The sequence below is a fragment of the Agromyces solani genome (genome assembly GCF_058349925.1).
In genome coordinates this window covers 158,609-183,839 of the sequence record NZ_JBYRER010000004.1, presented here as the reverse complement: position 1 = coordinate 183,839, position 25,231 = coordinate 158,609, and the positions used below count along the sequence as shown (strand labels likewise).

Sequence of the window (25,231 nt, the reverse complement as noted above, 5' to 3'; positions counted from 1 at the left end):
TCGATCCGTTCCCTTCGTCTTCCTCCCCGGAGTGTTTTCGTCATGACCAAGAACATCGTCGTCACGGGTATCGGCGCGTCGTCGCCGATCGGCGGCACCGCCCCCGACAGCTGGAACGCGCTGCTCGCCGGCGTGTCTGGCGCGCGCACCCTCGAGCACGACTGGGTGGCCGAGTACTCGCTGCCCGTCACCTTCGCCGCCGAGGCCCTCGTGCGCCCCGACACCGTCCTCGAGCGCCCCGTCGCCAAGCGGCTCGACCCGTCGTCTCAGCTCGCACTCGTCGCCGCGCTCGAAGCGTGGGCCGACGCGGGCAGCCCCGAGGTCGACCCCGAGCGCCTCGGCGTCGACTTCGCCACCGGCATCGGCGGCGTCTGGACCCTGCTGGACGCGTGGGACACCCTTCGTGAGAAGGGCCCCCGCCGGGTCCTCCCGATGACGGTGCCCATGCTCATGCCGAACTCGGCCTCCGGCAACCTCTCGCTCCACTTCGGCGCCCGCGCCTTCGCCACCACCGTCGCGAGCGCCTGCGCCTCGAGCACCGAATCGATCTTCAACGCCATCGAGCACCTGCAGGACGGCTTGGCCGACGTGGTGATCGCGGGCGGCACCGAATCGGCGATCCACCCCATCACCATCGCCTCGTTCGCCTCGATGCAGGCGCTGTCGAAGCGCAACGACGACCCGGCCACCGCGTCGCGCCCCACGAGCGTCGACCGCGACGGCTTCGTCATGGGCGAGGGCGCGGGCGTCCTCATCCTCGAGACCGAGGAGCACGCCAAGGCCCGCGGCGCGAAGATCTACGCCTACGTCGCCGGCGGCGGCGTCACGGCCGACTCGTACCACATCACGGCGAACGACCCCGAGGGCCGCGGCGCGGCTCGGGCGGTCAAGCTCGCGCTCGAGCAGGCCGGTGCGTCGCCCGACGACGTGACGCACATCAACGCGCACGCGACGTCGACGCCCGTCGGCGACCCGAACGAGTACCAGGCGCTGAAGGCCGTGTTCGGATCGCGCGTCGACGAGATCCCCGTCTCGGCGACGAAGGCCTCGACCGGGCACCTGCTCGGCGGCACCGGCGCGCTCGAGGCCATCTTCACCGTCCTCGCGCTGCGCGACCGCGTGGCTCCCCCGACGATCAATATCACCGAGCAGGATCCCGAGGTGCCGTTCCGGGTCTCGGGCGCCCCGCAGGAACTCGGCAGCGGCGACCAGCTCGCGATCTCGAACTCGTTCGGGTTCGGCGGGCACAACGCGGTCGTCGCCTTCCGCTCGGCCTGACCGTCGGTTCGACCCCGAACGTCGAAGGACCCCGGCGCTGACGCGCGGGGTCCTTCTCGTCCGTGACCTCCAGACGTCGAAGGACCCCGGCGCTGACGCGCCGGGGTCCTTCTCGTCGTCGGGCCGTCCGCTTCGCTCGTACGTCTGCCGGGGTTCCCCCTTCCGACCTCCGCGTCGCGCCGCGGCCGACCCGCGGTTCCTCGTCAGCCCACCTGATGGAGCCAGACGACGGGGGCGAAATCACTCGCGTGGCGGAAGGGCTCGAGCTCGTCGTCCCACGACTGTCCGAGCGCGAGCCGGAGCTCGCGGTGCAGTTCCCTCGTGTCGTGCCCGCCGACCTCCATCGCATAGCGGATGCGATCCTCCGGGACGACGGTGTTGCCCGCCGAATCGGTCTGCGCGAAGAACACGCCGAGCTCGGGCGTGTGCATCCACCGCGCACCGTCGCTGCCGGGTGTCGCGTCTTCGCTCACCTCGAACCGCAACTGCTCCCAGCCGCGCAGCGCCGAGGCCAGCCGGGCGCCGGTGCCCGGCTCGCCCTCCCAGTAGTACTCGGCGCGCAGCGTTCCGCGCAGCACCGGCTGCTCCTGCCAGTCGAAGTTCACCGGCACGCCGAGGGCGCGCCCCGCGGCCCACTCCACATGCGGACAGAGCGCCCGCGGCGAGGAATGCACGAACAGCACACCCCGCGCGGCGCGTGCGGTCCGCGCGACCGTCTCTGCCATCTCGATCTCCGTTCTCATGAGGTGCGTCTTCCCCTACGACCTCGGAACGGCGGATGGACCGGTGTTCGATTGTGGGCGGCATCGGCCGCACCGCCGATTATGCCCCGGATCAGGCGGGTTCACAAGGGTTCGTGCCGGCCGGCCGCGCCGAGGCATCCACGCTCGGAAGGAACACTATGCTCGGTCAGGTATTCGCTCGCGGAGAAGGGATGCCGATGGCCGTCAGAGAAGCGCTCCTCACTCTCCTGCTCCCGGGCCCGGCGTACGGCTTCCAGCTGCACGGGGCGCTCACGACGCGCACGGGCGGTCGTCGCCGCGTCAACGTCGGACAGAGCTACGCCACGCTCGAGCGGGCGTCGAAGGCGGGCCTCATCGAGTCGGCGGGGACGACGGACGACGGGCTGCCCCTGCACCGCCTCACCGAGGCGGGCACCGCGGTCGCGCGCGGCTGGCTCGAGGGGGCGGATGCCTCCGGCGCCGACCCGTGGGACGAGACGATCGATCGCGTGCTCATCGCAGCATCACTGCCCGGCATCGACGTGCGCCCGATCATCGCCGCAGAACGCGCGCGATGGGCCGTCAGGGCGGCGCCGTCCGACGACGACGCCGACGCGTCGCCCTCGGCCTCGCCGGCCACCGAACTGGCGCGCCTCGCGGGCGCTGCGGAGACGGCTCGCGCACGCGCCGCGATCGGCTGGCTCGATGCCGCAGCACTCGCGGCGGCATCCCCCGGCTCGCTCGCCTTCGCACCGACGGCCGACCGCCCACGGCGCGGTCGTCGTCCTGCGGCACCCTCGAGTGCGGCCGGGCCCGATCAGCCGTCGGCCATCGCATAGCTCTCGACGACCGCGAGATCGAGCGGGAAGTCCACCGGGAAGTCGCCGAAGAGCAGGCGGCCCGCCTCGACGGCGCACTCGCGAACCGCGGTCGAGACCGCCTCGGCGTGCTCGCTCGGCGTGTGCACGATGATCTCGTCGTGCAGGAAGTACACGAGGTGCGGCACCGCGCTGAACACCGGACCGGAACGGCCTGCCTCGGGGGCCGACGGCGGGAAGGCGGCGAGGCGGGTGCGGAGTGCGGCCATCCAGCAGAGCGCCCATTCGGCTGCGCTGCCCTGCACGACGAAGTTGCGGGTGAACCGGCCCCAGTCGCGGGCGACACTGCGTGCACGTCGCTCGTCGGTCGGCGTCGCGTCGGGCTCGCTCGCCCTCGCCTGGACGGCGTGCCACGACGCAGGCGGCACCGGTGAGGACCGGCCGAGGTTGGTGGTGACCTGTCCCCCGCGCTCACCGGTCGCCGCGGCGCGGTCGACGAGCGCCATCGCCCGCGGGTAGGCGCGGGCGAGCCGAGGCACCAACCGGCCGCTGTCACCCGTCGTCGCGCCGTACATCGCGCCGAGGATCGCGATCTTCGCCTGGTCGCGCGTCTCGACGACGCCGTCGTCGACGATGCCCCGATAGATGTCGCGCCCGCGCGCCGCGGTCGCCATCGCCCTGTCGTGGGCCAGGCCCGCGAGCACCCTCGGCTCGAGCTGGGCCGCGTCGGCGACGACGAGCGACCACCCCGGGTCGGCCACCACGGCGCCGCGCACGTTCTTCGGCAACTGCAGCGCCCCGCCGCCGGAGGTCGCCCACCGACCGGTGGCGGTGCCGCCCGGCACGTAGTCGGGGCGGAACCTCCCATCGACGATCCACTCGTCGAGCCAGGTCCAGCCGTTCGCGCTCAGCAGGCGTGCCGACCGCTTGTACGCGAGCAGCGGGGCGATGGCCGGGTGCCGGTGCTCGCGGAGCTCCCACTTCGCGGTGGAGTCGACCTGGATGCCGGCGTTCCTGAGCGCCTTGAGCAGTTCGACCTGGGAGTCGAGGTTCGCCGAGGGCTGCTCGAGCGCGGCGCGCACCTCGCCCGCGAGCACCGCCATGCGCTCGGGCTTCCACCCCGGCTTCGGCCTGGGGCCGAGTTCGGCCTCGAGGATGCGCTCGTGCACGTCACGGCTCCACGGGAGGCCGGCCGCCCGCAGCTCGGCACCGATCAGCGCCCCGGCGGACTCCGCCGCGAGGAGCAGCCGCATCGCGCCGGGACGGGCGCTCGCGAGCGTCAACCGCTCCTGTCGTCGGAACTCGTCGATCACCGCGTCGAGGCCGACGACCGCGGGGTTCGATCCCGCGACCGCGTCACCGTCGAGCGCCTCGCCGAGCTCGAACAGCGCAGTTGCGCCGGATTCGGGGTGCAGTGCCGTCGTCGAAGCGGCGCCCGCACCCGCCGAGAGGTTCGGTGCGGCTTCGAGCCAGGCCGGACGCCCCGCTTCCTGCTCGCGGGCGGCGCGCGCGTCGGCCGAGCCTTCGAGGATCGCGCCGCAGAGCAGCAGGTCGTGGCATCGTTCGACGCGAACGCCCGCGTCGAGCAGCCGCGGATACCAGTGCCGGGTCTCGCTCCAGACCCACCGCGGGCCGGCCGACTCGAGCGCCGAGACGAGTGCGGGAAGGTCGGCGAGCTCGATCACCTCGGGACGCGCCGCGGGGTCGTCGAGATCGACGAGGGCGACCCGGTCGCGCCCGTCGGCTCCGACTGCCATCCGCACGAGTCCATTCTCGCGGCGGCCGCCGACAACGGATGTCGGCGGCACGAGCGAGACTCGTGGTCATGACGAACGAACGGCGGTCGCCGTGGTCGCGGTGAGCTTCCGCTGCGGGCACGGCGCGCAGCACGAGGGCGCGCACGTCATCGGCCGCCCCGGCCCGCTGTGCATGCTCATCGCCGAGACCCAGCGTTCTCGCGGCGAGCTCCTGCGGCGGGTGGCGCCGCCAGAGCGTGCGCGGCTCGCCGCCGAGACGCGCATCAGCGCCGAGTACGAATGGCGTTGCGAACGAGGGCACGATCGCTACCGGGCGACGGTCGCCGAGCAGCTCACCGGCACCGGCTGCGCGAAGTGCCGCACGAACGCGCACGCGCCCGGCGCGCTCCGCGAGGCCGGCGTCGCCTTCATGAACCCGGGACTGCGCACGCGCACCTCGATGACCGAGCAGCGGTTGCGCGCGCTGCTCGGCGAACGCATCCGGCTGCATCACCGCGTGAACGCCGTCCGCGTCGCCCGCACGTTCTTCGGCCGGACCGAGGTCTGGCCCGACATCATCATCCCCCAGCTGCGCATCGCCGTGGAGTACGACGACCCCGGCCGCTCGCGACGCGCCCATCTCGGACTGAAGGAGGCGTCAGACCTCGAGAAGGACGAGGCGCTGAGCGAGGTCGGTTGGCGCGTCATCCGCGTGCGGGGCGGTGGGCTCGAGGCACTCGGCCCCGACGACGTCGTCTGCCGCAGCATCACGCCCGCGGTCGCCGACGAGGTCGTCTCGCGGATGCGTCGCATCCGCGGCGACGAGGCGGTGCGCGCGCTCGAGGTCGCGGCTCCGCGGCACGGCGACGCCGCTGCAGGCTGACGTGCCGCGGCATCCTCGCCTCCCCGTGTCCGGGACGGCATCCGCGATGCCCTCCCCTCCCCGGCTTCGGCTCGTCACGGCCTCGCTCTGTGAGAACGGCGGGCAGACGCCCATGTCCGCGGTTCGTGCGAGGATGCGCAGGACGGACGATCGACGGGAGAGCGGGATGCGGGGCGAGGCGACCGTGCTGCATGCCGACCTCGACGCGTTCTACGCCTCGGTCGAGCAACGCGACGCTCCCGAGCTGCGAGGCCGGCCCGTCATCGTCGGCGGTGGCGTCGTGCTGGCCGCGAGCTACGAGGCGAAGGCTCGTGGGGTGCGCACGGCGATGGGCGGCCGTCAGGCCCGCGACCTGTGCCCCGACGCCGTCGTCGTGCCACCGCGCATGGACGCGTACTCGGCGGCGAGTCGAGCCGTGTTCGCGATCTTCCGCGACACGACGCCGTTCGTGGAGGGGCTCTCCATCGACGAGGCGTTCCTGGAGGTCGGGGGGCTCCGTCGCATCGCAGGCACGCCCGAGCAGATCGCGGTGCGATTGCGCGAGCGGGTCCGCGCCGAGGCCGGCCTGCCCATCTCGGTCGGGATCGCGCGGACCAAGTTCCTCGCCAAGGTCGCCAGCGCGGTCAGCAAGCCGGACGGACTGCTGGTGGTCGAGCCCGACCGCGAGCAGGCCTTCCTGCTGCCGCTGCCGGTCGAACGGTTGTGGGGCGTCGGCGCGGTGACCGCCGAGAAGCTGCATCGGCTCGGCATCACGACCGTCGGGCAGCTGGCCGAACTCGAAGCCGCGGCGGCCGAGCGGCTGCTCGGCAGGGCGACCGGTGCGCACCTGCACGCACTCGCCCGGCTCCGGGACCCGCGTCCGGTCGACACCACGCGCCGTCGCGGTTCGATCGGCTCGCAGCGCGCGCTCGGCAACCGCCCGCGCACGCCGGAGGAACTCGATCTCATCCTCACGCAGATCGTCGATCGGCTCGCGCGCCGCCTGCGCGACCGGAACCGGGCGTGCCGCACGGTCGTGCTGCGGCTTCGATTCGGCGACTTCGCGAAGGCCACCCGGTCGCGCACGCTCCGCTCCGCCAACGACCGCACCGCAGTGCTCCTCGCCATCGCGCAGGAGCTCCTCGCCGGTGCGATGCCCGCGATCGCCGAGCGCGGCATCACCCTGATCGGCGTCTCGCTGTCGCAGCTGGCGCACGCCGACGGCCTCCAGCCGGAACTCCCGATCGACTGGGAGGACGGAGCCCGTCTCGACACGGTGCTCGACTCGGTGCGCGATCGGTTCGGCGCGACGTCGGTCACGAGGGCGGCCCAGCTCGGTCGCGATCCCGGTTGGTCGCCCCCGCTGCTGCCCGAGCACGAGTGAACCCCCGCAGCGAGCCGGGCCGGCGCCGCGGTTGACGTATCCGCGCGAGGTCTTGCCCGATCCTGCCCGAATCGGCAGGATCGGGTGCGCGCGGGCGAACCAGCTGCTTCAATTCCGGCATGCGACTGGAAGACGTACGCGACCTCATCGCCCGGCATGCCGGCGAGGCGACGCCGATCACCGACGGGGCGGTCATCTCGAAGATCGAGCACAGCGGGCCGCCCGAACTCAGCACGACGGGCACGGTGCTCGTGCTGCTCGCGCAGGGCGCGAAGCGACTCGCCGTCGGCGACCAGGTGCACGACTACTCGGCCGGTCAGTGCCTCGTCGCGTCGATCGACCTGCCGGTGAGCGGGCACTTCGTCGACACGACCCCCGATACCCCGGCGCTCGGGTTCGCGCTGACGCTCCGCCCCGCCCTGATCGCCGAGCTGCTGCTCGCCGGCGGAGCGCCGCTCCGGGCTCCGACGCGCGGCGGTGGCGGCGGTGGCAGCGGCATCGCCGTCGGCGACGCGTCGCCGGAGCTCGTCGACGCGGTCGGGAGGATGGTTCGACTGATCGAGCAGCCCGCCGACCGGGCTGTGCTGGCGCCGCTGATCGAGCGGGAGCTGCACTGGCTCGTGCTGCGCAGCCCGCTCGGGGTCACGGTGCGAGAGCTGGGGCTCGCCGACAGCGGCGTGAGCCGCGTCGGACAGACGGTCCGCTGGATCCGCGAGCACTACACGGAGCCGTTCCGAGTCGCGGAGCTCGCCGATCTCGCGAGCATGAGCCAGTCCGCGTTCCACCGATCGTTCCGTGCCGTCACCGCGCTCAGCCCGATCGAGTACCAGAAGCAGGTGCGACTGCAGGAGGCACGCATCCGGCTCATCGCCGACCCCACCGACGTCGCCGGAGCGGCACGCGCGGTCGGCTACGCGAGCCCGTCGCAGTTCAGCCGCGACTACCGGCGCCGATTCGGCGCCGCGCCGTTGCAGGATGCCTCACGGCTGCACGAGATCGGGGGCGCGCAGTGATCCGCGGGACCGCGACCCTCACCGCAGTACGAAGCCGTGAGGGCGACCGGGTCACGACACTCGAGCTCTTCTTCGACCTCGCGTTCGTCTTCGCGTTCACGCAGCTCAGCCGGCTCATGGCGCAGGAGCACGATCTCATCGGCGTCGTGCAGGCGCTGACGATCCTCGCCCTCCTGTGGTGGTCGTGGAACTCCTACGGGTGGCTGTCCAACCTCGCCCACGCCGACCAGGGCTGGGTTCGGGCCGTGATGCTCGTCGCGATGGCGTCCATGGTGGTCGTGGGAGTGACGGTGCTCGAAGCATACGACGACCTGCCCGGCGGCCTGTTCGCGCCCCTCGTCTTCGTCGGCGCCTATCTCGTCGCCCGCATCACGCACCTCATCGCGTTCGCGGCCGTCTCGGCGAGATCGCTCCGACGACGGGCGTTCTTCACGTCGGTCCTCTCCGTCGTGCCGTCAGGGGCCCTGCTCATCGTCGGCGCGATGATCGGCGGTGGCTGGCAGCTGGGGCTGTGGCTCGCCGCCGTCGTGATCGAGCCCGTCGTCACGCACCGGATGAGCACCGGCATCGACTGGCGCGTGGGCTCGACGGTGCACTTCACCGAACGGCACGGGCTCATCGTGATCCTGGCGATCGGCGAGTCGATCATCGCGATCGGCGCCGGCGTCGCGGCGGAGCCGATGGACCTCGCGATCCTCCTCGGCATCCTGTGCTCGCTCGTCGTGGCCGCCGGGTTCTGGTGGGCGTACTTCTCGCGGCTGGCTCGAGAAGCGGAGAGCGCACTCGCACGCCGCGATGACGGCGACCGTGCCAGGACGGCCCGGGATGGGTACACATACCTGCATCTGCTCGTCGTCGCCGGCATCGTCTTCGCCGCGCTCGGCATCGAGGAGGCGCTCGCGCACGTCGGCTCGGCGGAGCCGCTCGGCTGGTTCAGTGCGGCGGCTCTGGGCGGCGGCATCGCGGGCTACCTCGCGGCGACCGTCTGGTTCCGCCGGCGCGTCACCGAACGAACCGATCGAGCGCGGCTCCTCGGTGCGGCCGCAGCGGCGGCCATCGTGCCACTCCTGGCGGGCCTGCCGGCCCTCGGTGCGCTGGTGGTCGCCTCCCTCGTGCTCGTCGGGACGCTCTGCGCCGAATCGGCCGCCGATCGATGAGCATTCATTGCGCCGGAGACCGCTCGGCCGCATCATGGCAGGTATGAGCGAGCTCAAGGAGGACGCCGCGATCGCCGGAGTCCTGGATCGCCTTGCGACGCGGTTCCCCACCGTGCCGCACGACCACATCGCGATGATCGTGACCGAGGAGCGCGCCCGCCTGTCGGACGCGCCGGTCCGCGACTTCGTGCCCGTGCTGGTCGAGCGTGCCGCGCTCGAACGGCTCCGCGTCGAAGCCGGAGCGCCCAGGCCCGTCGACCACGCTGACGAGGTCTTCGATCCCCGCCGTTCCGACGAGAGCCCCGACCCGATGGAGGTCGACCGGAAGACGCAGCAGACCGGCCTGCTCTACGGGGATCTCGGCGGCGGCCCCGACTGACCGCTTCGATCGCACGCGTCGCTGACGTGCTTCCCGCTCTGCGCCGGGTTCGACAGTGGACTCTGTCAGGATGTCGATGTGCAGTATCTGACCGTGGGAATGCCGGTGCGACTCTGGCAGCGCGTGGACGGGTGCGTGGACAACTCCATCGCCGTCGATGCGGTGGACGTGAACATCGAGTCGGTGATCGCCAGCTCCTGCGTTCGAGACGCGGGATGGCGCGCGTCAGCGGCGTGCTCGGGGCAACAGGATGAGCTCGGCTGGCCCCCGCCGGAGCATCTGTTGTCGATCACCCTCCGGCGCCCCCACTGGGACTGGGTTCTCTCGCAGTTGGCACGCTGGGAGCCGTTCGAGACCGACGGCGTCGCGGCCGACGTGCGCGATCTCATCGCCGACGCGATCAGGTCCGCGTAATCGCCCTTCACCTGAGACAGGAGTGCGCCTTGTCGCCGCGGACCGCGTGAGGCCCGGTCGGAGGTCGCCGGCTCCGGGACGAAGATTCTCGGACCGCGCAAGGGGTTGGGCGGCCCATGACGCATTGATACGTTCGTGAGATGTCATCACCTTCCGAGGCGCTGGCGCCTTCCCTCGACATCGACGCCCGGCTCACCGAGATCGAGCGCCGTGTGAACCTGCTCGTCAACCTCACACCGATCAACGCGGCGGAGGCGTGGGCGGATTTCGAACGCAGTGGCTTCGGCACGCCGCCCACGCTACGGCTGCGACCGTTGGACTTCGACCCGGACCTGACGCAGCGCGACCTGTACGACCTCGAGGTCGAGAAGGTCGACGACCCGGCGCTGCACACACTCTTCCGGGCCAAGAGGGACGAGATCGCCCGGCAGGTCACCGCCCTGGAGGACCGCGACACGTCACGGTTCCTCTACGGATCGCTCCAGCTGTACGGGACGGTGGCCCCTCCACTCGCCGCGGCGGCGGTGGAGCTGCTCGAGACCATCCCACCGCAGGCGCCGAGCAGCCAGACCGTCACGGCCGCGGCGTTCGCCGAAGCGGCCCGTGCGGAGTTCGAGCGCTATCGAGCTGCCTACCCGGGATTCCCGGTCGACGTCGAGGTACGGGACGACATCTCCGACCTGATGGTGTCCTTCGGCCGGCTGCTGATCCCGGAGTCCGCCGCCTTCCGGGCCGACCGCGTCGAGCCGCTGCTGCACCACGAGGTCGGCACCCATGTGGTCACCTACCAGAACGGCGCCCGCCAGCCTCTGACGCTGCTGACCATCGGTCTGCCCGGCTACGACGAGACCCAGGAGGGCCTCGCCGTGCTCGCCGAGTACCTCACCGGCGGGTTGGACCCGCGGCGGCTGCGCGTGATCGCGGCGCGCGTGGTCGCGGTCGGCAAGATGCTCGACGGCGCCGGCTTCCTGGACATCTTCGAGTCGCTGCGGACCGACCATCGCATACCGGTGCGGACCGCGTGGTCCATCGCCATCCGGGTCGTCGTCGGCGGCGGTTCGGTGAAGGATGCGATCTACCTGCGCGGGATCACGCGCATCCTCGACGCCATCGCCGACGGCAGCCTGCTCGACGTCCTGCTCGTCGGCAAGCTCGCGTTGGACCACATCCCCCTGGTGCAGGACCTGCTCGACCGCGAAGTGCTCCACCCGCCGTGGGTTCGGCCGCGCTGGCTGGACCTACCCGGTGCCCCGGAGCGTCTCGAACGACTGCGCGCGGGCGCGACGGTGACCGACCTCTACGAGGAAGGCATGGCGGCATGAGGATCGCATTCCTCGTCAACGACGTCGACACCGAGATCGACGAGTACACGACGACCCGGCTGGCCAGGGCCGCGGCCAGGGCCGGGCACGAGACCTGGTACGTCGGCGTCGGAGACCTCGAGCTCGGCAGCAGCGACGGGCTGTTCGCGGCCAGGGCGCACGCCGCGAAGTGGAGGAGCCACGACACCCTCGCGAGCTTCATGGAGCGGATCAAGGCGCGCGACGCCGAGCGGATCGTCATGGACGACCTGGATGCGCTCGTCCTGCGCAACGAGTCGATCGACGACCTGCAGGAACGCCCGTGGGCCAGTCCAATGGGCGTGGTGTTCGGGCAGATGCTCGCGGACCGAGGGGTGACGGTGGTGAACGACCCGAACACCCTCCATCGAGCGACCAGCAAGCTCTACCTGGAGGAGTTCCCCGAGACGGTCCGCCCGCGGTCGCTGGTGACCCGGGATCCGGCGTCCATCGAGCGGTTCGTCCACGACGTCGGCCATTGCGTCGTCAAACCCCTGTACGGAGCCAAAGGCCGCAACGTGTTCATGATCGAGGGCCCCGGAGAGACGAACCTCGCGCAGATGACCGAGGCGGTCCTGCAGGACGGCTACGCCCTCATCCAGGAATTCATCGACGGGACCGAAGACGGCGATGCCCGGATCTTCCTGCTGGATGGCCGCATCCTCGAGCGCGACGGCAGGCCCGCCGCGTTCCGGCGCGTGCCGACCGGCAACGACCCGCGCGCCAACATCAGCACCGGCGGACAGTCGGTGCCCCTCGAGCTCGGCGATGCCGAACTCGGCATCGCCGAGGCGATGGGCGACAAGCTCGTCGCCGATGGCATGTTCCTCGTCGGCATCGATGTGATCGGGAACCACGTGGTGGAGATCAACGCGGAGAGTCCCGGCGGGTTCCAGAGCATCGAACGGCTCTACGACATCGACATCGCCGAGACGGTCATAGAAGCATTGGAGCGCCGCGCGCGCCCGAGCTCCTGAGTCGTGTCGCCGGTCGTTCGGTGAGAGCTCGACGGCCCCGAACTTCGAGCCGCTCCACGGCCGCCGGCTGCGGCGGGTTGCCGACAAGCTCACCGACGGGCGGGGCCGCAACCCGGATGCCTCGGAACGCGATGCATCCGCTCAGGTGCTTCAGGCCGCTCAGGGCGTTCGCACCTCGATGGCACCGGTGCCGGTGAAGTTCACGAATCGCCGCCCGTCGCCCTCGACGATCGTGAGCAGCACGGCGCCGCATCCCCGGCATCGTGCGACGCTGCCCGCACCGCTGCGGTAGACGAGGGCGGTCGCGAGTTCGGCGACGGCACCGCAGCCGTTGCAGCGCGCACGCGCGGTCGTCGGGTCGAAGGCGAGCACCTCGGCGAGCGGGCCCGCGAGCAGATTTCCGTCGAAGTACTGCATCAGGTTCCTCCGTAGCGCTCGGTGCGGATGGCGGCCTGGTCGTGTCCGAGCTCGACGAGCCAGCCGGCGACGCGCTCGACGAAGCCGGTCGAGCCGCATACGTACACGATCGGCGATGCCGCCGCCTCGATCACGGCGGCGGAGAGCCGGTGGTGGGTGATCCGGCCGACCGGAGCGCCCGATCGGTCGGGTGCGCGGCGTGTGTAGACGAGTTCGACCGCGAGCGGCGCCGCAGCCTGCTGAACCGCCTCGAGCTCCGCGGCGAAGAACACGTCGTCGGGGGTGCGGACCGAGTAGAGCAGCCGGAACGGCGTCGCATCGCCGGCGTCGGCATGGGCGCGGGCGATCGCATAGAGCGGCACGACGCCCGAGCCCCCGGCGATCAGCTGCACCGGCCGCACGGCGTCGCCGTCCGCCGGTGGCCGCCAGACGAAGTAGGCGCCGAGCGGACCGTGCACCTCGAGCCGGTCGCCCACGCGCAGCTCGTCGACGAGGAACGGCGACACCTCGCCGTCGGGCAACCGGTCGACCGCGAGCACCACCCGTTCGCCGTCGCCGGATGAGGCGATCGAGTACGAGCGCGTCGCAGTGTACCCGTCGGGCGCGGTGAGACGCACATCCAGGTGCTGACCCGCGAGGTTGCCGGGCCACCCCGCGACGTCGAGCGTGATGCGCGCCGCCGACGGGGTCTCGCGTCGCGTCTCGACGACCTCGGCGACGTGCCACCCGGTCCGCGGCGCGGTGGCGAGCTGCGGCATCCCGCTCACCAGTAGCGCTCTTCCTTCCACGGGTCGCCGTGGAGGTGGTACCCGTTCTGCTCCCAGAATCCGGGGTCGTCGCTCGGCATCATCTCGAGCTCGCGGACCCACTTCGCGCTCTTCCAGAAGTAGAGGTGCGGCACGAGCAGCCGGGCGGGTCCGCCGTGCTCGGGGTCGAGCGGCTCCCCGTCGAACTCGAACGCGACCCAGGCCTTGCCGTCGAGCAGCTCGTCGAGTGGCACGTTCGTCGTGTAGCCGCCGTAACTGTGCGCCATGACGTAGTCGTACTCGGTCTCGACGTCGGCGAAGAGCGTGTCGAGCGAGACCCCGCGCCAGCTCGTGGCGAGCTTCGACCAGTGCGTGACGCAGTGGATGTCGGTCGTCACGTCCTCGATCTCGAGCTGCATGAACTCGTCCCAGTTCCAGCGCCGGCCCCCGTGCTCGGTGCGGATCGCGAACTCCCAGTCGGCCGTGTCGACCTCGGGCGTCGGGCCTGCCGACAGCACCGGGAAGTCGTGCACGAGCGTCTGGCCGGGCGGGAGCCGATCGTCGCGGTCGCGACCACGTCCGCTGAAGCCCCTGGTGACGAACGACATCGCGACCCCCTTCACGGGTGCGGCCGCCGACGCGACGGCCGCGCACAGGCACAGCCTGCCACTCCCCGGCGTGCAGCGCCACAGATCAGCGGATGCGTCGGATCGACGCTTGCCGATCACAGAGAGTGAGTGTACAGTCACTCACATGACCGGCACCTCGACCCTCTCGACGGCGGAGACGCGCCGACCGCTCGTCGCCGCGGCCGCACTCCGCGAATTCGCCCGTGGCGGGTTCCACGGCACGACCGTGGCCGACATCGCCCGCGAGGCGAAGATCTCGCCGGCCTACGTCTTCAAGCTCTTCCCCGGAAAGGAGGCGCTGTTCGTCGCCGCGCTCGACGCCTGTTTCACCGAAGTCCTCGAAGCGCTCGCCGCGGGGGCCGACGACAGCACGGACCGATCCCCCGAAGGCGTGCTCGATGCGATGGGCGGCGCCTACGCCGAGCTCATCCGAGACCGCACGCTCCTGATGATCCAGGTGCACGCCCAGTCGGTGGCGGACATCGAGGAGATCGGCACCGCCCTCCGCGCAGGTCTCGCGCGGGTGACCCGTTTCGCCGCCTCGCGATCGGGTGGCGACGCCGACCAGGTGCAGCGGTTCGTCGCCTACGGCCAGCTCTGCCATCTCATCGTCACCGCGAAGCTCGACGAGTCGACCGACGAGTGGGCCGACATCCTGACCCGCGGAATCCGCCACCCCGACTGACCGCCGGAGGCCCACGCCTCCGGCATTTCTCTGCCGCAAAGAGTGAGTGATCAGTCACTCTCTACCGAAAGGAAGCAATCGATGTCCACCTTCGCCGAAGCCCGCGCCGTGGTCGCGGATCCGCCCCTCCGCAGCACGCGTCGCTGGACCGCGCTGGGCGTCCTCGCGCTCGCACAGTTCCTCGTCGTGCTCGACGCCTCCATCGTCAACATCGCCCTGCCCGTGCTCGGCGCCCGACTGCACATGGACACCACCGCACTCGCGTGGGTGATCACCGCCTACGTCCTCGCGTTCGGTGGACTCCTGTTGCTCGGCGGCCGCTTGGCCGACCGTTATGGCCACCGGCGCGTGTTCCTCGTCGGAACCGCGGGTTTCGCCGCGGCATCCGCCCTTGCGGGCTTCTCCGCCGACGGCGGGATGCTGCTCGCCGCTCGCGCGCTCCAGGGTGCGTCGGCCGCACTGCTCGCGCCGGCGGCGCTCGCCCTGCTCACGCAGCTCTTCCCCGACGCGAACGACCGCAGCAAGGCGCTCGGGGTGTGGGGCGGCGTGGCCGGCATCGGCTCAGCGGCCGGCGTGCTGCTCGGCGGCATCCTCACCGCGACCTTCGGCTGGCAGTCGGTCTTCTTCGTCAACGTGCCCATCGCGATCGTCGTGCTCACGGCGATCCCGCTGCTCGTCACACGCGACACCGCGACCGCACGTGGAAGGCTCGACGTCCCGGGCGCCGCGACCATCACCGCGGCGCTCGTCTCAGCGGTGGGCGCGCTGAGCGCAGTCGAACTGCTCGGTTTCGCGCACCCGGTGACGCTCGGACTCGCGGTCGGCGCCGGCTCGCTCGGCGTGGCCTTCGTCCTCATCGAGCGACGCTCGACCGCACCTCTCGTGCCGCTCGGCGTCTTCCGCAACCGCAATCTGACGGTCGGCAACCTCGTCATGCTGCTGATCGGAGCGGCGATGGTCGCCCTGTTCTTCGCGCTCTCCGTGTACATGCAGGCAGTGCTCGGTTACGACGCGCTCGTGACGGGACTCACGCAGCTCCCCCTCGCGGGCGCACTCGTGATCGTGGCCGGCGTCGTCCCTGCCGTCATCGCGCGGCGCGGGGCGCGCGCCACCCTGATCGGCTCGCTCCTCGTGCTCGCCGGCGGGCTCGTCTGGCTGTCCACGTCACCCGCCGACGCCGACTTCGCAGTCCACCTCCTGGGTCCGAGCCTGCTCATCGGCGTCGGCATGGGCGGTGCGTTCGTGACGGCCACCCAGCTCTCGGTCGACGGTGTCGACGGCGGTGAGGCCGGCCTGGCCGGCGGACTCGTGAACACGAGCCAGCAGATCGGCGGAGCGCTCGGCCTCGCCGTACTCGCGACCATCGCCGCGCTTCGCACGGAGGCGCTGGCGGACGCGGGCGCCACGGCACCGGTGGCGCTGACGGGCGGCTTCTCCTGGCTCTTCCTCGGCACCGCGACCATCGCGGTCATCGCCGCGATCGTTGCGGCCTTCAGTCGCGATCGGCAGCGCTGACACGAACAACGCAGCAAGGGGGCCGGGCCCGTGCGGCGCACGAGCCCGGCCGCATCGATGCCGGCCGGGGCCGGGGCGCCGCTCCCCTGCAGCCGACCCTGGGTCCTCGAGGAACCGCAGCCAGACCTCGTTTGACCGTCGGACAGGAGTCTCCGCCCCTCGGTTCGAGGCGAGAAACCTCGATCATGTCGATTTCACGGTAGGGCGGACGGGACTTGAACCCGTGACCGATGGATTATGAGTCCACTGCTCTGACCAGCTGAGCTACCGCCCCGCGCCGCTCAGCGAGCGGTCACTCCGAGGTGGCCGCCGGCGCGACGTCGGTGACCGGGTCGGTCACCGGCCTCCCACGATACAGGCTCTCGAACGTCGACAGCGTGCGTTGGATGTCGTGCGCGGCGATGAGCCGGATCGACCCCTCCTTGAGCGCGCGGTACTCGGCCTCGGGGGCCTCGAGCACTTGTCGCAGCTTGGCGGCCAGGTCTTCGGGGTTCGACGGCTCGAAGAGGTAGCCGTTCTCGCCGTCGTGCACGAGATGGGGCAGCGCCATCGCGTTCGCGGCGACGACCGGCAGCGCCGAGGCCATCGCCTCCATCGTCACGATCGACTGCAGCTCCGCGATCGACGGCATCGCGAGCACCGAGGCCCGGTGGTACGCGTCGCGCAGTTGCTCGTCGGTCACCCGGCCGGTGAACGTGACCCGGTCGGCGATCCCGAGCTCGACGGCGAGGTGCTGCAGGTGCTTCAGCTGGTCGCCACCGCCCACGATCTCGATCTTCGCGTCGAGCTCGGCCGGCAGCAGCTTGGCCGCCCGCAGCAGCACGTCGATCTGCTTCTCGCCGGTGACCCGGCCGACGAACAGGATGCGGTTCTCGGTCCGCGGCTCCCAGCTGGGCGAGTACTTGTGCGCGTCGATGCCGCACGAGATCGCGTGCACGCCCTCGAGCCCGGTGTGCTCCTCGAGGAATCGCGCCGCCTTGCGGGTCGGCGTCGTCACGGCCTCGGCACGGCCGAACGAGCGGCGTGCCGCCCTCCACGCGAGGCCCGTCGCCCACTCCTGCCAGGCCTTCGGCAGCATGGTGAACTCGAGCATGTTCTCGGGCATGAAGTGGTTCGTGCCGATGATGCGGATGCCGCGCTTCTCGGCCTCGACCGAGAGCCCGCGGCCCACGACGATGTGCGACTGGAAGTGCACGACGTCGGGCTTCACCTCGTCGATCACGCGGGCGCTGTTCTGCTTGATGCGCCAGGGCAGCGCGAACCGCAGCCAGTCGTGCGGGTACCAGCGCCAGCTGTACAAGCGGTGCGCGGTGATCTCCTGACCCTCGTGCACCTCCTTCCACGTGCCGTGCTTGCGGCTCGCGGCCGGTGCCATGACGTGCACCTCGTGTCCTCGTTCGACGAGCCCCGCAGCGAGGCGCTCGGCGAAGCGCGCCGCGCCGTTGACGTCGGGGGCGAACGTGTCGGCGCCGATCAGGATCTTGAGGGGGCGGTCGGGCGTGGCGCCTGCGGGCGTACTCGCACCGGGGGTGTCAGACACGGGTCGTGGTTCCTCACAGTTTCTTGGGCGGGACGGGTGGTCCCGTCGTGCACCGCGGCGCGGAAGATGAGCGCGGCGGAACGAATCCGACCATAGTCTACGCAGCGCATCCGAACGGATGCCGGACGGCGAGCCGGAAGGTCGGGATCGGCCCCTCAGAGCCGGGTCTGCGGGTGGTTCTTCGCGAGCCGGAAGACGCCCCACACCGCGACCGCCCCGGACAGGCCGTAGACGACCATCGCCCACGGCGGCGCCTGCGACGCCTCGCCCAGGATCGTGATGCCGATGACGACCGCGACCAGGGGGTCGACGACGGTCAGGCCGGCGATCACGAGATCGGGCGGGCCCGAGGCGTAGGCGTTCTGCACGAAGTACGCGCCGATCGCGGTGGCCGAGAGCAGCCCGATGATGCAGAGGATACTGAGCCACCCGAAGTCGCCCTGCTCGATCGCACCGAGGACCACCTTGGCGAGGGTGGCGACGAAGCCGTAGAGCACGCCGGCCATGATCACGTAGTAGATCGCGCGGATGCGCTTGCGGAACCAGAGGAACGTGACGAGCGCGATGAGGAGCACGACGAGCAGGATCGCGAGGATGATGATGAGCTGCGCGTCGGTCACGGGCTTGTCGACCGCCGTGAACGCCGCGACGCCGACGAACAGGAAGACGCCGCCGACGCACATGATGATCGCGATGATCGACTTGTGGTTGAGCCGCACGTGGTTGACACGGGAGTTGATGATCGAGGTGATCACGAGCCCGATCGCACCGAGCGGCTGCACCACGATGATCGGCGCGAACTTGAGGCTCGCGAGCTGGAACACGATGGCGAGCCCGAGCATGAGCGTGCCGAGCACCCACGAGGGTCGGGCGAGCAGCAGTCCCAGCTGACGCAGGTCGAGGCCCTTGCCGAGCGTGTCGGTCGTGTGCTTCTCGACCTTGACGACCCCGCGGTGCTGCAGCTGCGCGCCGATCGAGAGGAAGATCGCGCCGACGAGGGCGAGGGGGATGCCGATGAACGTCTGCGGGTCGAGCGGGATCTGCTCCGCGAGTTCGCTCAGGTCGGGATTCACGCAACGACCCTACCTGCTCGCCGCCCGATATCCTTGCCGAATGGCCGTGCTCCCCATTCGAATCTCCGGCGATCCGGTGCTCCACTCCCCCGCGAAACCTGTCGAGACGATCGACGATGAACTGCGCACCCTCGTCGCCGACATGTTCGAGACGATGGACAAGGCACCCGGGGTCGGCCTCGCCGCACCGCAGGTCGGCGTCGGCCTGCGCCTCTTCACCTACGGCTGGGTCGACGAGGAGGGCACGCGGTGGCGCGGCGTCGCGATCAACCCCGAGCTGCTCATCTCGCCGCCCCCGCCGGGCGACCCCGACCTCGACGACGAGTCGGAGGGCTGCCTCTCGTTCCCCGGCGAGCGATTCGGACTGCGCCGCGCCGAGCGCGCTCTCCTGCGCGCGACCGACCTCGACGGCAACGAGTTCGAGATCGACGCGCACGGATGGCTCGCCCGGATCTTCCAGCACGAGTACGACCACCTCGACGGCACGCTCTACATCGACCGGCTGTCGTACCCCGACCGCAAGATCGTGGCCAAGATCACGAAGAAGCTCGGGTGGGGCCGCCCGGGCGTGTCCTGGATGCCGGGAGTCGACGACCTCGAGGGGTGATCATCGGCGTGGATGCCGCGTACGGCATGCATCGCGAACGAGCGGGCGCGAGCCCGAGGCATCCCGGTCAGGTGAACGCGCGGATGCCCGCTGCGACCGCCGCGGCGACGAAGACCACGATCACGAACGGAACCCGGAGCGCGTAGAGCGCGGCGGCGACGATGAGCGCCGGCACCCGGGCGTCGACGACGATCTGCTGGCCCGCCCCGAGCGTCTGTACCGCGATGAGCGCGGCGAGCAGCGCCACCGTGAGCAGGTCGGCGATCCGCGCCGGACGCTCGCGCTCGAGGAAGCCGGCGGGCACGAGATGCCCGGAGAGCTTCAGGGCGAGGGTCGCGGCCGAGGCGATGAGGATGATGTGCCAGGTCGTCATGCCGTGCGCTTCCTCGAGAACAGGTCGAACCAGCCGACGACGACCGCGACCAGCGCGGCGACGAGCACGGGCAGGCCCGGCATGAGCACCGGGGTCGCGATCGTCGCGACCACCGCGGCGCCGACCGCGACGGCGCCGGCCTGCACGCGCTTCAGTCGCGGCCAGAGCAGGCCGAGGAACGCGGCCGCGGCGGCCGCGTCGAGGCCGTACGCGCTCGTGTCGCCGAGGGCGTCGCCGATGAGCGCGCCGAGGAACGTCGTGAGGTTCCAGCCGATGAAGATGACGACCCCGGTGACCCAGAATCCGACCCGGGCGGCACGATCGTCGGTCTGCGCGAGCGCGACCGCCGTCGACTCGTCGATCGTGATCCAGGCTGCAGCGACCGTGCGCCAGATGCTCGAGCGGCCCCCGTCGTGCGGCGCATCGACGACGGGCTTCATGCGCATGCCGTAGACCACGTTGCGGATCCCGAGCATCGCGGCCGTCGCGATCGCCGACCAGCCGGCGGCCACGCCGCCCGAGGCCAGCACGCCGACGAGCGCGAACTGCGAGCCGCCGGTGAACATCACGAGGCTGAGGAAGCAGGTCTGCCAGATGTCGAGGCCCGCGGCGACCGCGAGCGCCCCGAACGAGATGCCGTAGACGGCCGTCGCGATGCCGACCGCGAATCCGTCGCGGATCGCGGCGCGCCGCGCCGTGTCGGGCGCCGCGGGAGGCCTCGACGCCGCGGCGGGCTCGGCCGCCGACGCATCCGCCCGCTCGTCCACCACGCCTCCCGAAGAGAGGAAGGCCGCCCGGATCAACCGGACGGCCTTCGCTTGCTCCCCCACTTGGACTCGAACCAAGAACCTATCGGTTAACAGCCGATTGCTCTGCCAATTGAGCTATGGAGGATCGCTTGTTCAGCACCGTTACTCTAGCAAACCGTTCGCCAGACTCCCAATCCGAGGATGCCTCGCACCGAGCGCCCTCGTCCACGGGGTCAGTAACCCGCCTCCAGGTCGATCAGGCCCGTGAACTCCCCCTCGCCGAGGAACGCGCGCACGTTCTGCTCGACCCGTTCCGCGAGGAGGGCCGGCGTCGTCGCGAGCGCGTCGGCCACGTGCGGCGTGATGAGGCAGTCGGGCCGGCTCCACAACGGATGGCCGGCGGGCAGCGGCTCGGGGTCGGTCACGTCGAGGCCCGCCCCGCCCAGGCGACCGGAGTCGAGCGCGGCCACGAGCGCCCCGGAGTCGACGATCGGTCCGCGGCCGACGTTGACGACGACCGCACCGGGCGCGAGTGCCGCGAGCACCGTCTCGTCGACGAGGCCGCGCGTGCGGTCGGTCAGGGCCGCTGCGACGATGAGCACGTCTGCGCCGGCGGAGACCTCGGCGAGGCGGTCGGCGGTCACGGTGCGCTCAGCATCCGCGAGCTCGCCGGCACGACGGCGCACGACCGACACCCGGGCGCCGAACGGCTCGAGCAGGCGGAGCAGCACCTCGGCGATGCCGCCCGCCCCGACGACCACGACGCGCGCGCCGAAGAGGCTCCGACTCTCCTCGTCGCCTCGCCATTCCGTCGCACGGGCCCTGCGCGGCAGGCGCCGGAGGAGCGCGAGCGTCAGCGCGAGCGCATGCTCGGCGACGGGCCGGGCATAGACGCCCTTGCCGCTCGTCCACACCCGTCCGTCGTCGCGAACACCCGCGAGCACCTCCGCGAAACCGTCGACGCCCGCCCACGGGAGCTGCACCCACTCGGCTGCCGGTGCGCGGCGCAGCGCCTCGACGAGGTCGGCACCGCCCGTCGAAGCGGTCCAGACGATGCCTCGCGTCCGCTCGTCGAGCGGCGCCACGACGCCGCCCGCACGTTCGACCGCCTCGACGAGCTCGGGCGCCGCATCGGGAACGACGGCGATCGGGGCGTCCGCACCGGGACCGCCCGAGGCATCCGTCATGCCAGCGGCTCGGCGAGGTCGTCGATGATCGCGTGCCCGTCGTCGAGCGCGCCGGCCAGCGCCTTCACGTAGGGATGCCGCGGGTCGTCGAACACGTCGTCGATCGTGCCGAGCGCGACGAGCTCGCCCCGATCGAGCACCGCGATGCGATCGGCCGTGCTGCGGAGGACGGGAAGGTCGTGGCTGATGATGATCGCCGAGAACGTGTGATGGTCGCGGAGGTCGACGAGGAGCTGCGCCACCGCGTCGCGCACGCTGAGGTCGATGCCCGCCGTCGGCTCGTCGGCGATCAGCAGCGACGGCCCGAGGACGAGCGCCCGTGCGAGGGCGACCCGCTGCCGCTGGCCGCTCGACAGCTCGAAGGGATACTTCTCGAGCATGCCGAGCGGCAGGCGGACGCCGTCGAGCATCGTCGCCACGCGCGTGGCGAGCGCCTTGCTGTTGTAGCGGTGATCCCGCTCGAGGATCGGCGCGCCGATGATCTCGGCGACGCTCCGATCCGCGGGCAGCGTCGATGCGGCGTCCTGGGCGAGATATCCCACGTGGAAGCGGAACTCCGACACCCTTCGCTTGGGCAGGCGACGCAGCCCCCGGCCGAGCACGGTCGCCTCGCCACCGGTGATCACGGGGCGCACCTCGGCCGAGCGGGGCTCGAACGCGACGCCCGAGATCACCTTCGCGAGCGTCGACTTGCCGCTGCCCGCGCTGCCGAGAAGGCCGAGCACCTCCCCGGGCGCGACCGTGAGCGAGAGCCCGTGCACCGCGACGTGCGCGGGACTCGCGCCGTGCGGCGGGTACTCGATCGACAGGTCGTTGAGCACGACCGGATAGCCGTGGGCGGTGCGGTGCATCACTCAGCCTCCCGGAGCCGGCGCAGTTCCTCTCGACGTTCGGCCTGCGCCCTGGGGTCGGGCACGGGCAGGGAGGCGAGCAACCGCTGCGTGTAGGGATCGCGCGGGGCACCGAGCACCTCGGCGCCCGTGCCCTCTTCGACGAGTTCACCACGATAGAGCACGGCGATGCGATCGGCGAGCAGGTCGACGACGGCGAGATCGTGGCTGATGAACAGGGAGGCGAAGCCGAATTCGCGCTGCAGCTCGTCGAACAGCTCGAGCACGCGCGCCTGCACGGAGACGTCGAGCGCGCTCGTCGGCTCGTCGGCGATGAGCAGCTCGGGCTCGAGCGCGAGCGACCGGGCGAGGCTCGCCCGCTGGCGCTGGCCGCCCGAGAGCTCGTGCGGATAGCGGTCGCCGTAGGCACGGGGCAGCTGCACCGCCTCGAGGAGCTCGTCGACGCGCTTGCGCGCCTCGATCGCGTTCGCGGCGCGCCCGTGCACGATGAGCGGCTCCGCGACGCACTCGGCGATCGTGAGCAGCGGGTTGAAGCTCGAGGCCGGGTCCTGGAAGACGAAGCCGATGCGACTGCGCACCTGGCGGAACTCGCGCTCCCGGATGCCGTTCATCTCGTGACCGAGCACCTTCAGGGAGCCGCCGGTGACCTTCGTGAGGCCGGCGATCGCACGGCCGATGGTCGTCTTGCCCGACCCCGACTCGCCGACGAGGCCGAGCACCTCGCCGGGACGGATCGCGAAGTCGACCCCGCTGACGGCACGGAACCCCGGACGTCCGAACCGGCCCGGGTACACGATCTCGAGGCCCTTCGCCTCGACGACGGGCGCCTGCTCGGCCCAGCCCTCGGGCCTCGCCGCCGCGCGGGCCTCGGCCTTCGCCGTGCCCGTGCCGACGTACGGCACTGCGGCGAGCAGCGCCTTCGTGTATTCGGCCTGCGGTGCGGCGAACAGCGTCTCGGCGGTCGCCTGCTCCACCACCTTGCCCTGGTACATGACGGCCACGCGGTCGGCGAGGTCGGCGACGACGCCCATGTTGTGCGTGATGAGGACGATCCCCATGTCGAACTCGTCGCGGCAGCGGCGCAGCAGGTCGAGGATCTCGGCCTGCACCGTGACGTCGAGGGCCGTGGTCGGCTCGTCGGCCACGATGAGGCCGGGATCGAGCACGAGGGCCATCGCGATGACGATGCGCTGTTTCTGCCCGCCCGAGAACTGGTGCGGGTAGTGGTCGATGCGCGTCTCGGGGTCGGGGATGCCGACCCGTCGCAGCACGTCGATCGCCTTCGCCCGCGCCTCGGCCTTCGAGATGTCCGAGTGGGCGCGCAGCCCCTCGATGATCTGCCACCCGACGGTGTACACCGGGTTCAGCGCGGTCGACGGCTCCTGGAAGACCATGGCGACGTCGGTGCCGCGGATGTCGCGGAGCTTGCGCTTCGACACCGAGACGACGTCGTGGCTGCCCGTGCCCGCCTTGTTCGACAGGATCACCGCACCGCTCGCGGTCGCCGTCTCGGGCAGGAGCCCGAGGATCGTCTTCGCGGTGACGGTCTTGCCGCTGCCCGACTCGCCGACGATCGCGAGGACCTCGCCCCGCTCGACGGAGAGCGAGACGCCGTCGACCGCCTTGACGGCACCGGCGTCGGTCGAGAACGAGACGCCGAGTCCCTCGATGTTGACCACTGTGTTCGTGCTCATCGCTGGACCTCGATTCCGTGCTCGTCGAACGTCGCCTCGTCTTCGAGGCCCGCGAGCCCGCCCGGGCCCGCCGTGAGGGTGCCGCCGGGCACGACCGAGGTCTCGGCGACCTCGCCGGCCGACTGCGCGACGCGCCGACGCCCACGCAGGCGGGGGTCGGCGAGGTCGTTGAGGCTCTCGCCGACGAGCGTGATGCCGAGCACGACGAGGACGATCGCGAGACCCGGGTAGAGCGCGGTCCACCAGATGCCGCTCGTGACGTCGGACAGGGCCTTGTTGAGGTCGTAGCCCCACTCGGCGGCCGCCGTCGGCTCGATGCCGAACCCGAGGAAGCCGAGGCCGGCCAGGGTCAGGATCGCCTCGGAGGCGTTCAGCGTGACGATCAGCGGCAGCGTGCGCGTCGCGTTCCGCAGCACGTGGCGGAACATGATGCGGCTGTTCGAGGCGCCGAGGACCTTGGCGGACTCGACGAAGGCCTCGGCCTTGATGCGGACTGTCTCGGCCCGGATGACGCGGAAGTACTGCGGGATGAACACCACGGTGATCGAGATCGCCGCGGCGAGCACCCCGCCCCAGAGGTTCGACTGCCCGCCGGTGATCGCGATCGCCACCACGATGGCGAGCAGCAGGGAGGGGAAGGCGTAGATCGCATCGCAGATGACGACGAGCGTCTTGTCGAGCCAACCGCCGAAGTAGCCCGACAGGAGGCCGAGCAGGACGCCGATGAAGAGCGACAGGGTGACCGCGAAGATGATCACGAGGATGGCCGTCTGCGCGCCCCAGAGCACGCGCGACAGCACGTCGTACCCGCCGACGGTGGTGCCGAACGGGTGCGCGGCCGAGGGCTCCTGCTGGCTGCCGAACGCGCCGCTCGCGTCGCGGAGCTGGGCGAAGCCGTAGGGCGCGATGAGCGGCGCGAACACCGCCACGAAGACGAACGCCGCGGTGATGACGAGGCCGGTGACGAGCATGCCGCGCTGGAGTCCGACGCTCTGGCGGAGCTGGTGCACGACCGGCAGCCGGTCGCGCCAGAGTCGCTTGCGCGCGGGAGCGGGAGCGGCGGCGGTGGGGGTCGTTGCCGACAT

26 protein-coding genes and 2 tRNA genes are annotated in these 25,231 nt (G+C 71.3%); 13 read left to right on the top strand and 15 right to left on the bottom strand.

Translation table 11 applies throughout. The features are described 5' to 3' along the window. Positions 1-42: 42 nt before the first annotated feature. Positions 43-1,278, top strand: coding sequence for a beta-ketoacyl-[acyl-carrier-protein] synthase family protein (locus tag AC3RJ7_RS17545; protein WP_491457143.1), 1,236 nt, complete (start codon positions 43-45; stop codon positions 1,276-1,278). A 203-nt stretch (positions 1,279-1,481) separates the two neighbouring features. Here the strand turns inward: AC3RJ7_RS17545 and AC3RJ7_RS17540 are convergent, their stop codons facing one another. Then, positions 1,482-2,021, bottom strand: a complete 540-nt coding sequence (locus AC3RJ7_RS17540) for a DUF3145 domain-containing protein (protein ID WP_491457142.1) — start codon at positions 2,019-2,021, stop codon at positions 1,482-1,484. A 197-nt stretch (positions 2,022-2,218) separates the two neighbouring features. Here AC3RJ7_RS17540 and AC3RJ7_RS17535 point away from each other — a divergent pair, with 197 nt between their 5' ends. Further along, positions 2,219-2,839, top strand: coding sequence for a PadR family transcriptional regulator (locus AC3RJ7_RS17535; RefSeq protein WP_491457141.1), 621 nt, complete (start codon positions 2,219-2,221; stop codon positions 2,837-2,839). Here the strand turns inward: AC3RJ7_RS17535 and AC3RJ7_RS17530 are convergent. Next, on the bottom strand, positions 2,818-4,575 hold the full coding sequence (locus AC3RJ7_RS17530; protein ID WP_491457140.1) for a bifunctional 3'-5' exonuclease/DNA polymerase: 1,758 nt from the start codon (positions 4,573-4,575) through the stop codon (positions 2,818-2,820). The genes AC3RJ7_RS17535 and AC3RJ7_RS17530 overlap by 22 nt on opposite strands. A gap of 91 nt (positions 4,576-4,666) precedes the next feature. Here AC3RJ7_RS17530 and AC3RJ7_RS17525 point away from each other — a divergent pair, with 91 nt between their 5' ends. The 8 genes from AC3RJ7_RS17525 to AC3RJ7_RS17490 all read left to right on the top strand — a co-directional run bounded on the left by AC3RJ7_RS17525 (position 4,667) and on the right by AC3RJ7_RS17490 (position 12,080). Then, positions 4,667-5,437: a hypothetical protein gene (locus tag AC3RJ7_RS17525; RefSeq protein WP_491457139.1), complete on the top strand. Its 771-nt coding sequence runs from the start codon at positions 4,667-4,669 to the stop codon at positions 5,435-5,437. A 166-nt stretch (positions 5,438-5,603) separates the two neighbouring features. After that, complete coding sequence (dinB, locus tag AC3RJ7_RS17520; RefSeq protein ID WP_491457138.1) at positions 5,604-6,800, top strand: DNA polymerase IV; 1,197 nt, start codon at positions 5,604-5,606, stop codon at positions 6,798-6,800. Between the two features lie 119 nt (positions 6,801-6,919). After that, positions 6,920-7,813, top strand: a complete 894-nt coding sequence (locus AC3RJ7_RS17515; RefSeq protein ID WP_491457137.1) for an AraC family transcriptional regulator — start codon at positions 6,920-6,922, stop codon at positions 7,811-7,813. Next, a complete protein-coding gene (locus tag AC3RJ7_RS17510; protein ID WP_491457136.1) occupies positions 7,810-8,970 on the top strand; it encodes a low temperature requirement protein A in 1,161 nt (386 codons plus the stop codon). The genes AC3RJ7_RS17515 and AC3RJ7_RS17510 overlap by 4 nt, the downstream gene beginning before the upstream one ends. 43 nt (positions 8,971-9,013) lie before the next feature. Beyond that, entirely contained in the window at positions 9,014-9,349 is a 336-nt protein-coding gene (locus AC3RJ7_RS17505) for a three-helix bundle dimerization domain-containing protein (protein ID WP_491457135.1), read from the top strand. A gap of 78 nt (positions 9,350-9,427) precedes the next feature. Next, a complete protein-coding gene (locus AC3RJ7_RS17500; RefSeq protein ID WP_491457134.1) occupies positions 9,428-9,763 on the top strand; it encodes a hypothetical protein in 336 nt (111 codons plus the stop codon). A 140-nt stretch (positions 9,764-9,903) separates the two neighbouring features. Then, entirely contained in the window at positions 9,904-11,085 is a 1,182-nt protein-coding gene (locus AC3RJ7_RS17495; protein WP_491457133.1) for a peptidase MATCAP family protein, read from the top strand. Then, positions 10,977-12,080, top strand: coding sequence for an ATP-grasp domain-containing protein (locus AC3RJ7_RS17490; protein WP_491457132.1), 1,104 nt, complete (start codon positions 10,977-10,979; stop codon positions 12,078-12,080). Before AC3RJ7_RS17495 ends, AC3RJ7_RS17490 begins: the two co-directional genes overlap by 109 nt. A 159-nt stretch (positions 12,081-12,239) precedes the next feature. On the opposite strand, the gene AC3RJ7_RS17485 is transcribed toward AC3RJ7_RS17490, so the two are convergent. The 3 genes from AC3RJ7_RS17485 to AC3RJ7_RS17475 are packed head-to-tail and all read right to left on the bottom strand — an operon-like array spanning position 12,240 to position 13,851. Further along, positions 12,240-12,497 (bottom strand): DUF6510 family protein, encoded by a 258-nt coding sequence (locus AC3RJ7_RS17485; RefSeq protein WP_491457131.1) that lies wholly within the window; start codon positions 12,495-12,497, stop codon positions 12,240-12,242. Continuing rightward, positions 12,497-13,255 (bottom strand): ferredoxin reductase, encoded by a 759-nt coding sequence (locus AC3RJ7_RS17480; RefSeq protein ID WP_491457327.1) that lies wholly within the window; start codon positions 13,253-13,255, stop codon positions 12,497-12,499. Before AC3RJ7_RS17480 ends, AC3RJ7_RS17485 begins: the two co-directional genes overlap by 1 nt. 5 nt (positions 13,256-13,260) lie before the next feature. Continuing rightward, positions 13,261-13,851 (bottom strand): molybdopterin-dependent oxidoreductase, encoded by a 591-nt coding sequence (locus AC3RJ7_RS17475; protein ID WP_491457130.1) that lies wholly within the window; start codon positions 13,849-13,851, stop codon positions 13,261-13,263. A gap of 145 nt (positions 13,852-13,996) precedes the next feature. Here AC3RJ7_RS17475 and AC3RJ7_RS17470 point away from each other — a divergent pair, with 145 nt between their 5' ends. Next, complete coding sequence (locus AC3RJ7_RS17470) at positions 13,997-14,557, top strand: TetR/AcrR family transcriptional regulator (protein WP_491457129.1); 561 nt, start codon at positions 13,997-13,999, stop codon at positions 14,555-14,557. 81 nt (positions 14,558-14,638) lie between these two features. Then, on the top strand, positions 14,639-16,072 hold the full coding sequence (locus tag AC3RJ7_RS17465; protein ID WP_491457128.1) for an MFS transporter: 1,434 nt from the start codon (positions 14,639-14,641) through the stop codon (positions 16,070-16,072). Positions 16,073-16,272: 200 nt separating this feature from the next. Here the strand turns inward: AC3RJ7_RS17465 and AC3RJ7_RS17460 are convergent. From AC3RJ7_RS17460 to AC3RJ7_RS17450, 3 genes are all read right to left on the bottom strand, one after another. Continuing rightward, positions 16,273-16,346, bottom strand: a tRNA-Ile gene (locus AC3RJ7_RS17460). Positions 16,347-16,364: 18 nt separating this feature from the next. Further along, positions 16,365-17,612: a glycosyltransferase gene (locus AC3RJ7_RS17455; RefSeq protein ID WP_491457127.1), complete on the bottom strand. Its 1,248-nt coding sequence runs from the start codon at positions 17,610-17,612 to the stop codon at positions 16,365-16,367. A gap of 155 nt (positions 17,613-17,767) precedes the next feature. After that, positions 17,768-18,685 carry a DMT family transporter gene (locus tag AC3RJ7_RS17450; protein WP_491457126.1) on the bottom strand — a complete coding sequence of 306 codons (918 nt, stop codon included), beginning with the start codon at positions 18,683-18,685 and terminating at the stop codon, positions 17,768-17,770. Between the two features lie 40 nt (positions 18,686-18,725). Between AC3RJ7_RS17450 and def the strand changes: the two genes are divergently transcribed. After that, positions 18,726-19,292 (top strand): peptide deformylase, encoded by a 567-nt coding sequence (def, locus tag AC3RJ7_RS17445; RefSeq protein ID WP_491457125.1) that lies wholly within the window; start codon positions 18,726-18,728, stop codon positions 19,290-19,292. A gap of 67 nt (positions 19,293-19,359) precedes the next feature. Here def and AC3RJ7_RS17440 read toward each other — a convergent pair whose 3' ends face one another. From AC3RJ7_RS17440 to AC3RJ7_RS17410, 7 genes are all read right to left on the bottom strand, one after another. Further along, the gene (locus AC3RJ7_RS17440; protein WP_231431127.1) at positions 19,360-19,665 is read right to left on the bottom strand and encodes an AzlD domain-containing protein; all 306 of its coding nucleotides are present in this window, start codon (positions 19,663-19,665) and stop codon (positions 19,360-19,362) included. Continuing rightward, on the bottom strand, positions 19,662-20,345 hold the full coding sequence (locus AC3RJ7_RS17435) for an AzlC family ABC transporter permease (protein WP_491457326.1): 684 nt from the start codon (positions 20,343-20,345) through the stop codon (positions 19,662-19,664). The genes AC3RJ7_RS17440 and AC3RJ7_RS17435 overlap by 4 nt, the downstream gene beginning before the upstream one ends. Before the next feature lie 141 nt (positions 20,346-20,486). Next, positions 20,487-20,559 (bottom strand) — tRNA-Asn (locus tag AC3RJ7_RS17430). A gap of 88 nt (positions 20,560-20,647) precedes the next feature. Next, positions 20,648-21,601 carry an NAD(P)-dependent oxidoreductase gene (locus AC3RJ7_RS17425; protein ID WP_491457124.1) on the bottom strand — a complete coding sequence of 318 codons (954 nt, stop codon included), beginning with the start codon at positions 21,599-21,601 and terminating at the stop codon, positions 20,648-20,650. After that, positions 21,598-22,452, bottom strand: a complete 855-nt coding sequence (locus tag AC3RJ7_RS17420) for an ATP-binding cassette domain-containing protein (RefSeq protein ID WP_491457123.1) — start codon at positions 22,450-22,452, stop codon at positions 21,598-21,600. The genes AC3RJ7_RS17425 and AC3RJ7_RS17420 overlap by 4 nt, the downstream gene beginning before the upstream one ends. After that, positions 22,452-24,146 (bottom strand): ABC transporter ATP-binding protein, encoded by a 1,695-nt coding sequence (locus tag AC3RJ7_RS17415; protein WP_491457122.1) that lies wholly within the window; start codon positions 24,144-24,146, stop codon positions 22,452-22,454. Before AC3RJ7_RS17415 ends, AC3RJ7_RS17420 begins: the two co-directional genes overlap by 1 nt. Beyond that, a complete protein-coding gene (locus tag AC3RJ7_RS17410; RefSeq protein WP_491457121.1) occupies positions 24,143-25,231 on the bottom strand; it encodes an ABC transporter permease in 1,089 nt (362 codons plus the stop codon). Before AC3RJ7_RS17410 ends, AC3RJ7_RS17415 begins: the two co-directional genes overlap by 4 nt.

Bases quoted from the DNA above. Each gene is read 5' to 3' on its own strand.
- AC3RJ7_RS17545 (WP_491457143.1), top strand. From the start codon at position 43: ATGACCAAGAACATCGTCGTCACGGGTATCGGCGCGTCGTCGCCGATC.
- AC3RJ7_RS17540 (WP_491457142.1), bottom strand. From the start codon at position 2,021: ATGAGAACGGAGATCGAGATGGCAGAGACGGTCGCGCGGACCGCACGC.
- AC3RJ7_RS17535 (WP_491457141.1), top strand. From the start codon at position 2,219: ATGGCCGTCAGAGAAGCGCTCCTCACTCTCCTGCTCCCGGGCCCGGCG.
- AC3RJ7_RS17530 (WP_491457140.1), bottom strand. From the start codon at position 4,575: ATGGCAGTCGGAGCCGACGGGCGCGACCGGGTCGCCCTCGTCGATCTC.
- dinB (WP_491457138.1), top strand. From the start codon at position 5,604: ATGCGGGGCGAGGCGACCGTGCTGCATGCCGACCTCGACGCGTTCTAC.
- AC3RJ7_RS17515 (WP_491457137.1), top strand. From the start codon at position 6,920: ATGCGACTGGAAGACGTACGCGACCTCATCGCCCGGCATGCCGGCGAG.
- AC3RJ7_RS17505 (WP_491457135.1), top strand. From the start codon at position 9,014: ATGAGCGAGCTCAAGGAGGACGCCGCGATCGCCGGAGTCCTGGATCGC.
- AC3RJ7_RS17495 (WP_491457133.1), top strand. From the start codon at position 9,904: ATGTCATCACCTTCCGAGGCGCTGGCGCCTTCCCTCGACATCGACGCC.
- AC3RJ7_RS17485 (WP_491457131.1), bottom strand. From the start codon at position 12,497: ATGCAGTACTTCGACGGAAATCTGCTCGCGGGCCCGCTCGCCGAGGTG.
- AC3RJ7_RS17480 (WP_491457327.1), bottom strand. From the start codon at position 13,255: ATGCCGCAGCTCGCCACCGCGCCGCGGACCGGGTGGCACGTCGCCGAG.
- AC3RJ7_RS17475 (WP_491457130.1), bottom strand. From the start codon at position 13,851: ATGTCGTTCGTCACCAGGGGCTTCAGCGGACGTGGTCGCGACCGCGAC.
- AC3RJ7_RS17470 (WP_491457129.1), top strand. From the start codon at position 13,997: ATGACCGGCACCTCGACCCTCTCGACGGCGGAGACGCGCCGACCGCTC.
- AC3RJ7_RS17465 (WP_491457128.1), top strand. From the start codon at position 14,639: ATGTCCACCTTCGCCGAAGCCCGCGCCGTGGTCGCGGATCCGCCCCTC.
- def (WP_491457125.1), top strand. From the start codon at position 18,726: ATGGCCGTGCTCCCCATTCGAATCTCCGGCGATCCGGTGCTCCACTCC.
- AC3RJ7_RS17440 (WP_231431127.1), bottom strand. From the start codon at position 19,665: ATGACGACCTGGCACATCATCCTCATCGCCTCGGCCGCGACCCTCGCC.
- AC3RJ7_RS17425 (WP_491457124.1), bottom strand. From the start codon at position 21,601: ATGACGGATGCCTCGGGCGGTCCCGGTGCGGACGCCCCGATCGCCGTC.
- AC3RJ7_RS17420 (WP_491457123.1), bottom strand. From the start codon at position 22,452: ATGCACCGCACCGCCCACGGCTATCCGGTCGTGCTCAACGACCTGTCG.
- AC3RJ7_RS17415 (WP_491457122.1), bottom strand. From the start codon at position 24,146: ATGAGCACGAACACAGTGGTCAACATCGAGGGACTCGGCGTCTCGTTC.
- AC3RJ7_RS17410 (WP_491457121.1), bottom strand. From the start codon at position 25,231: ATGTCGGCAACGACCCCCACCGCCGCCGCTCCCGCTCCCGCGCGCAAG.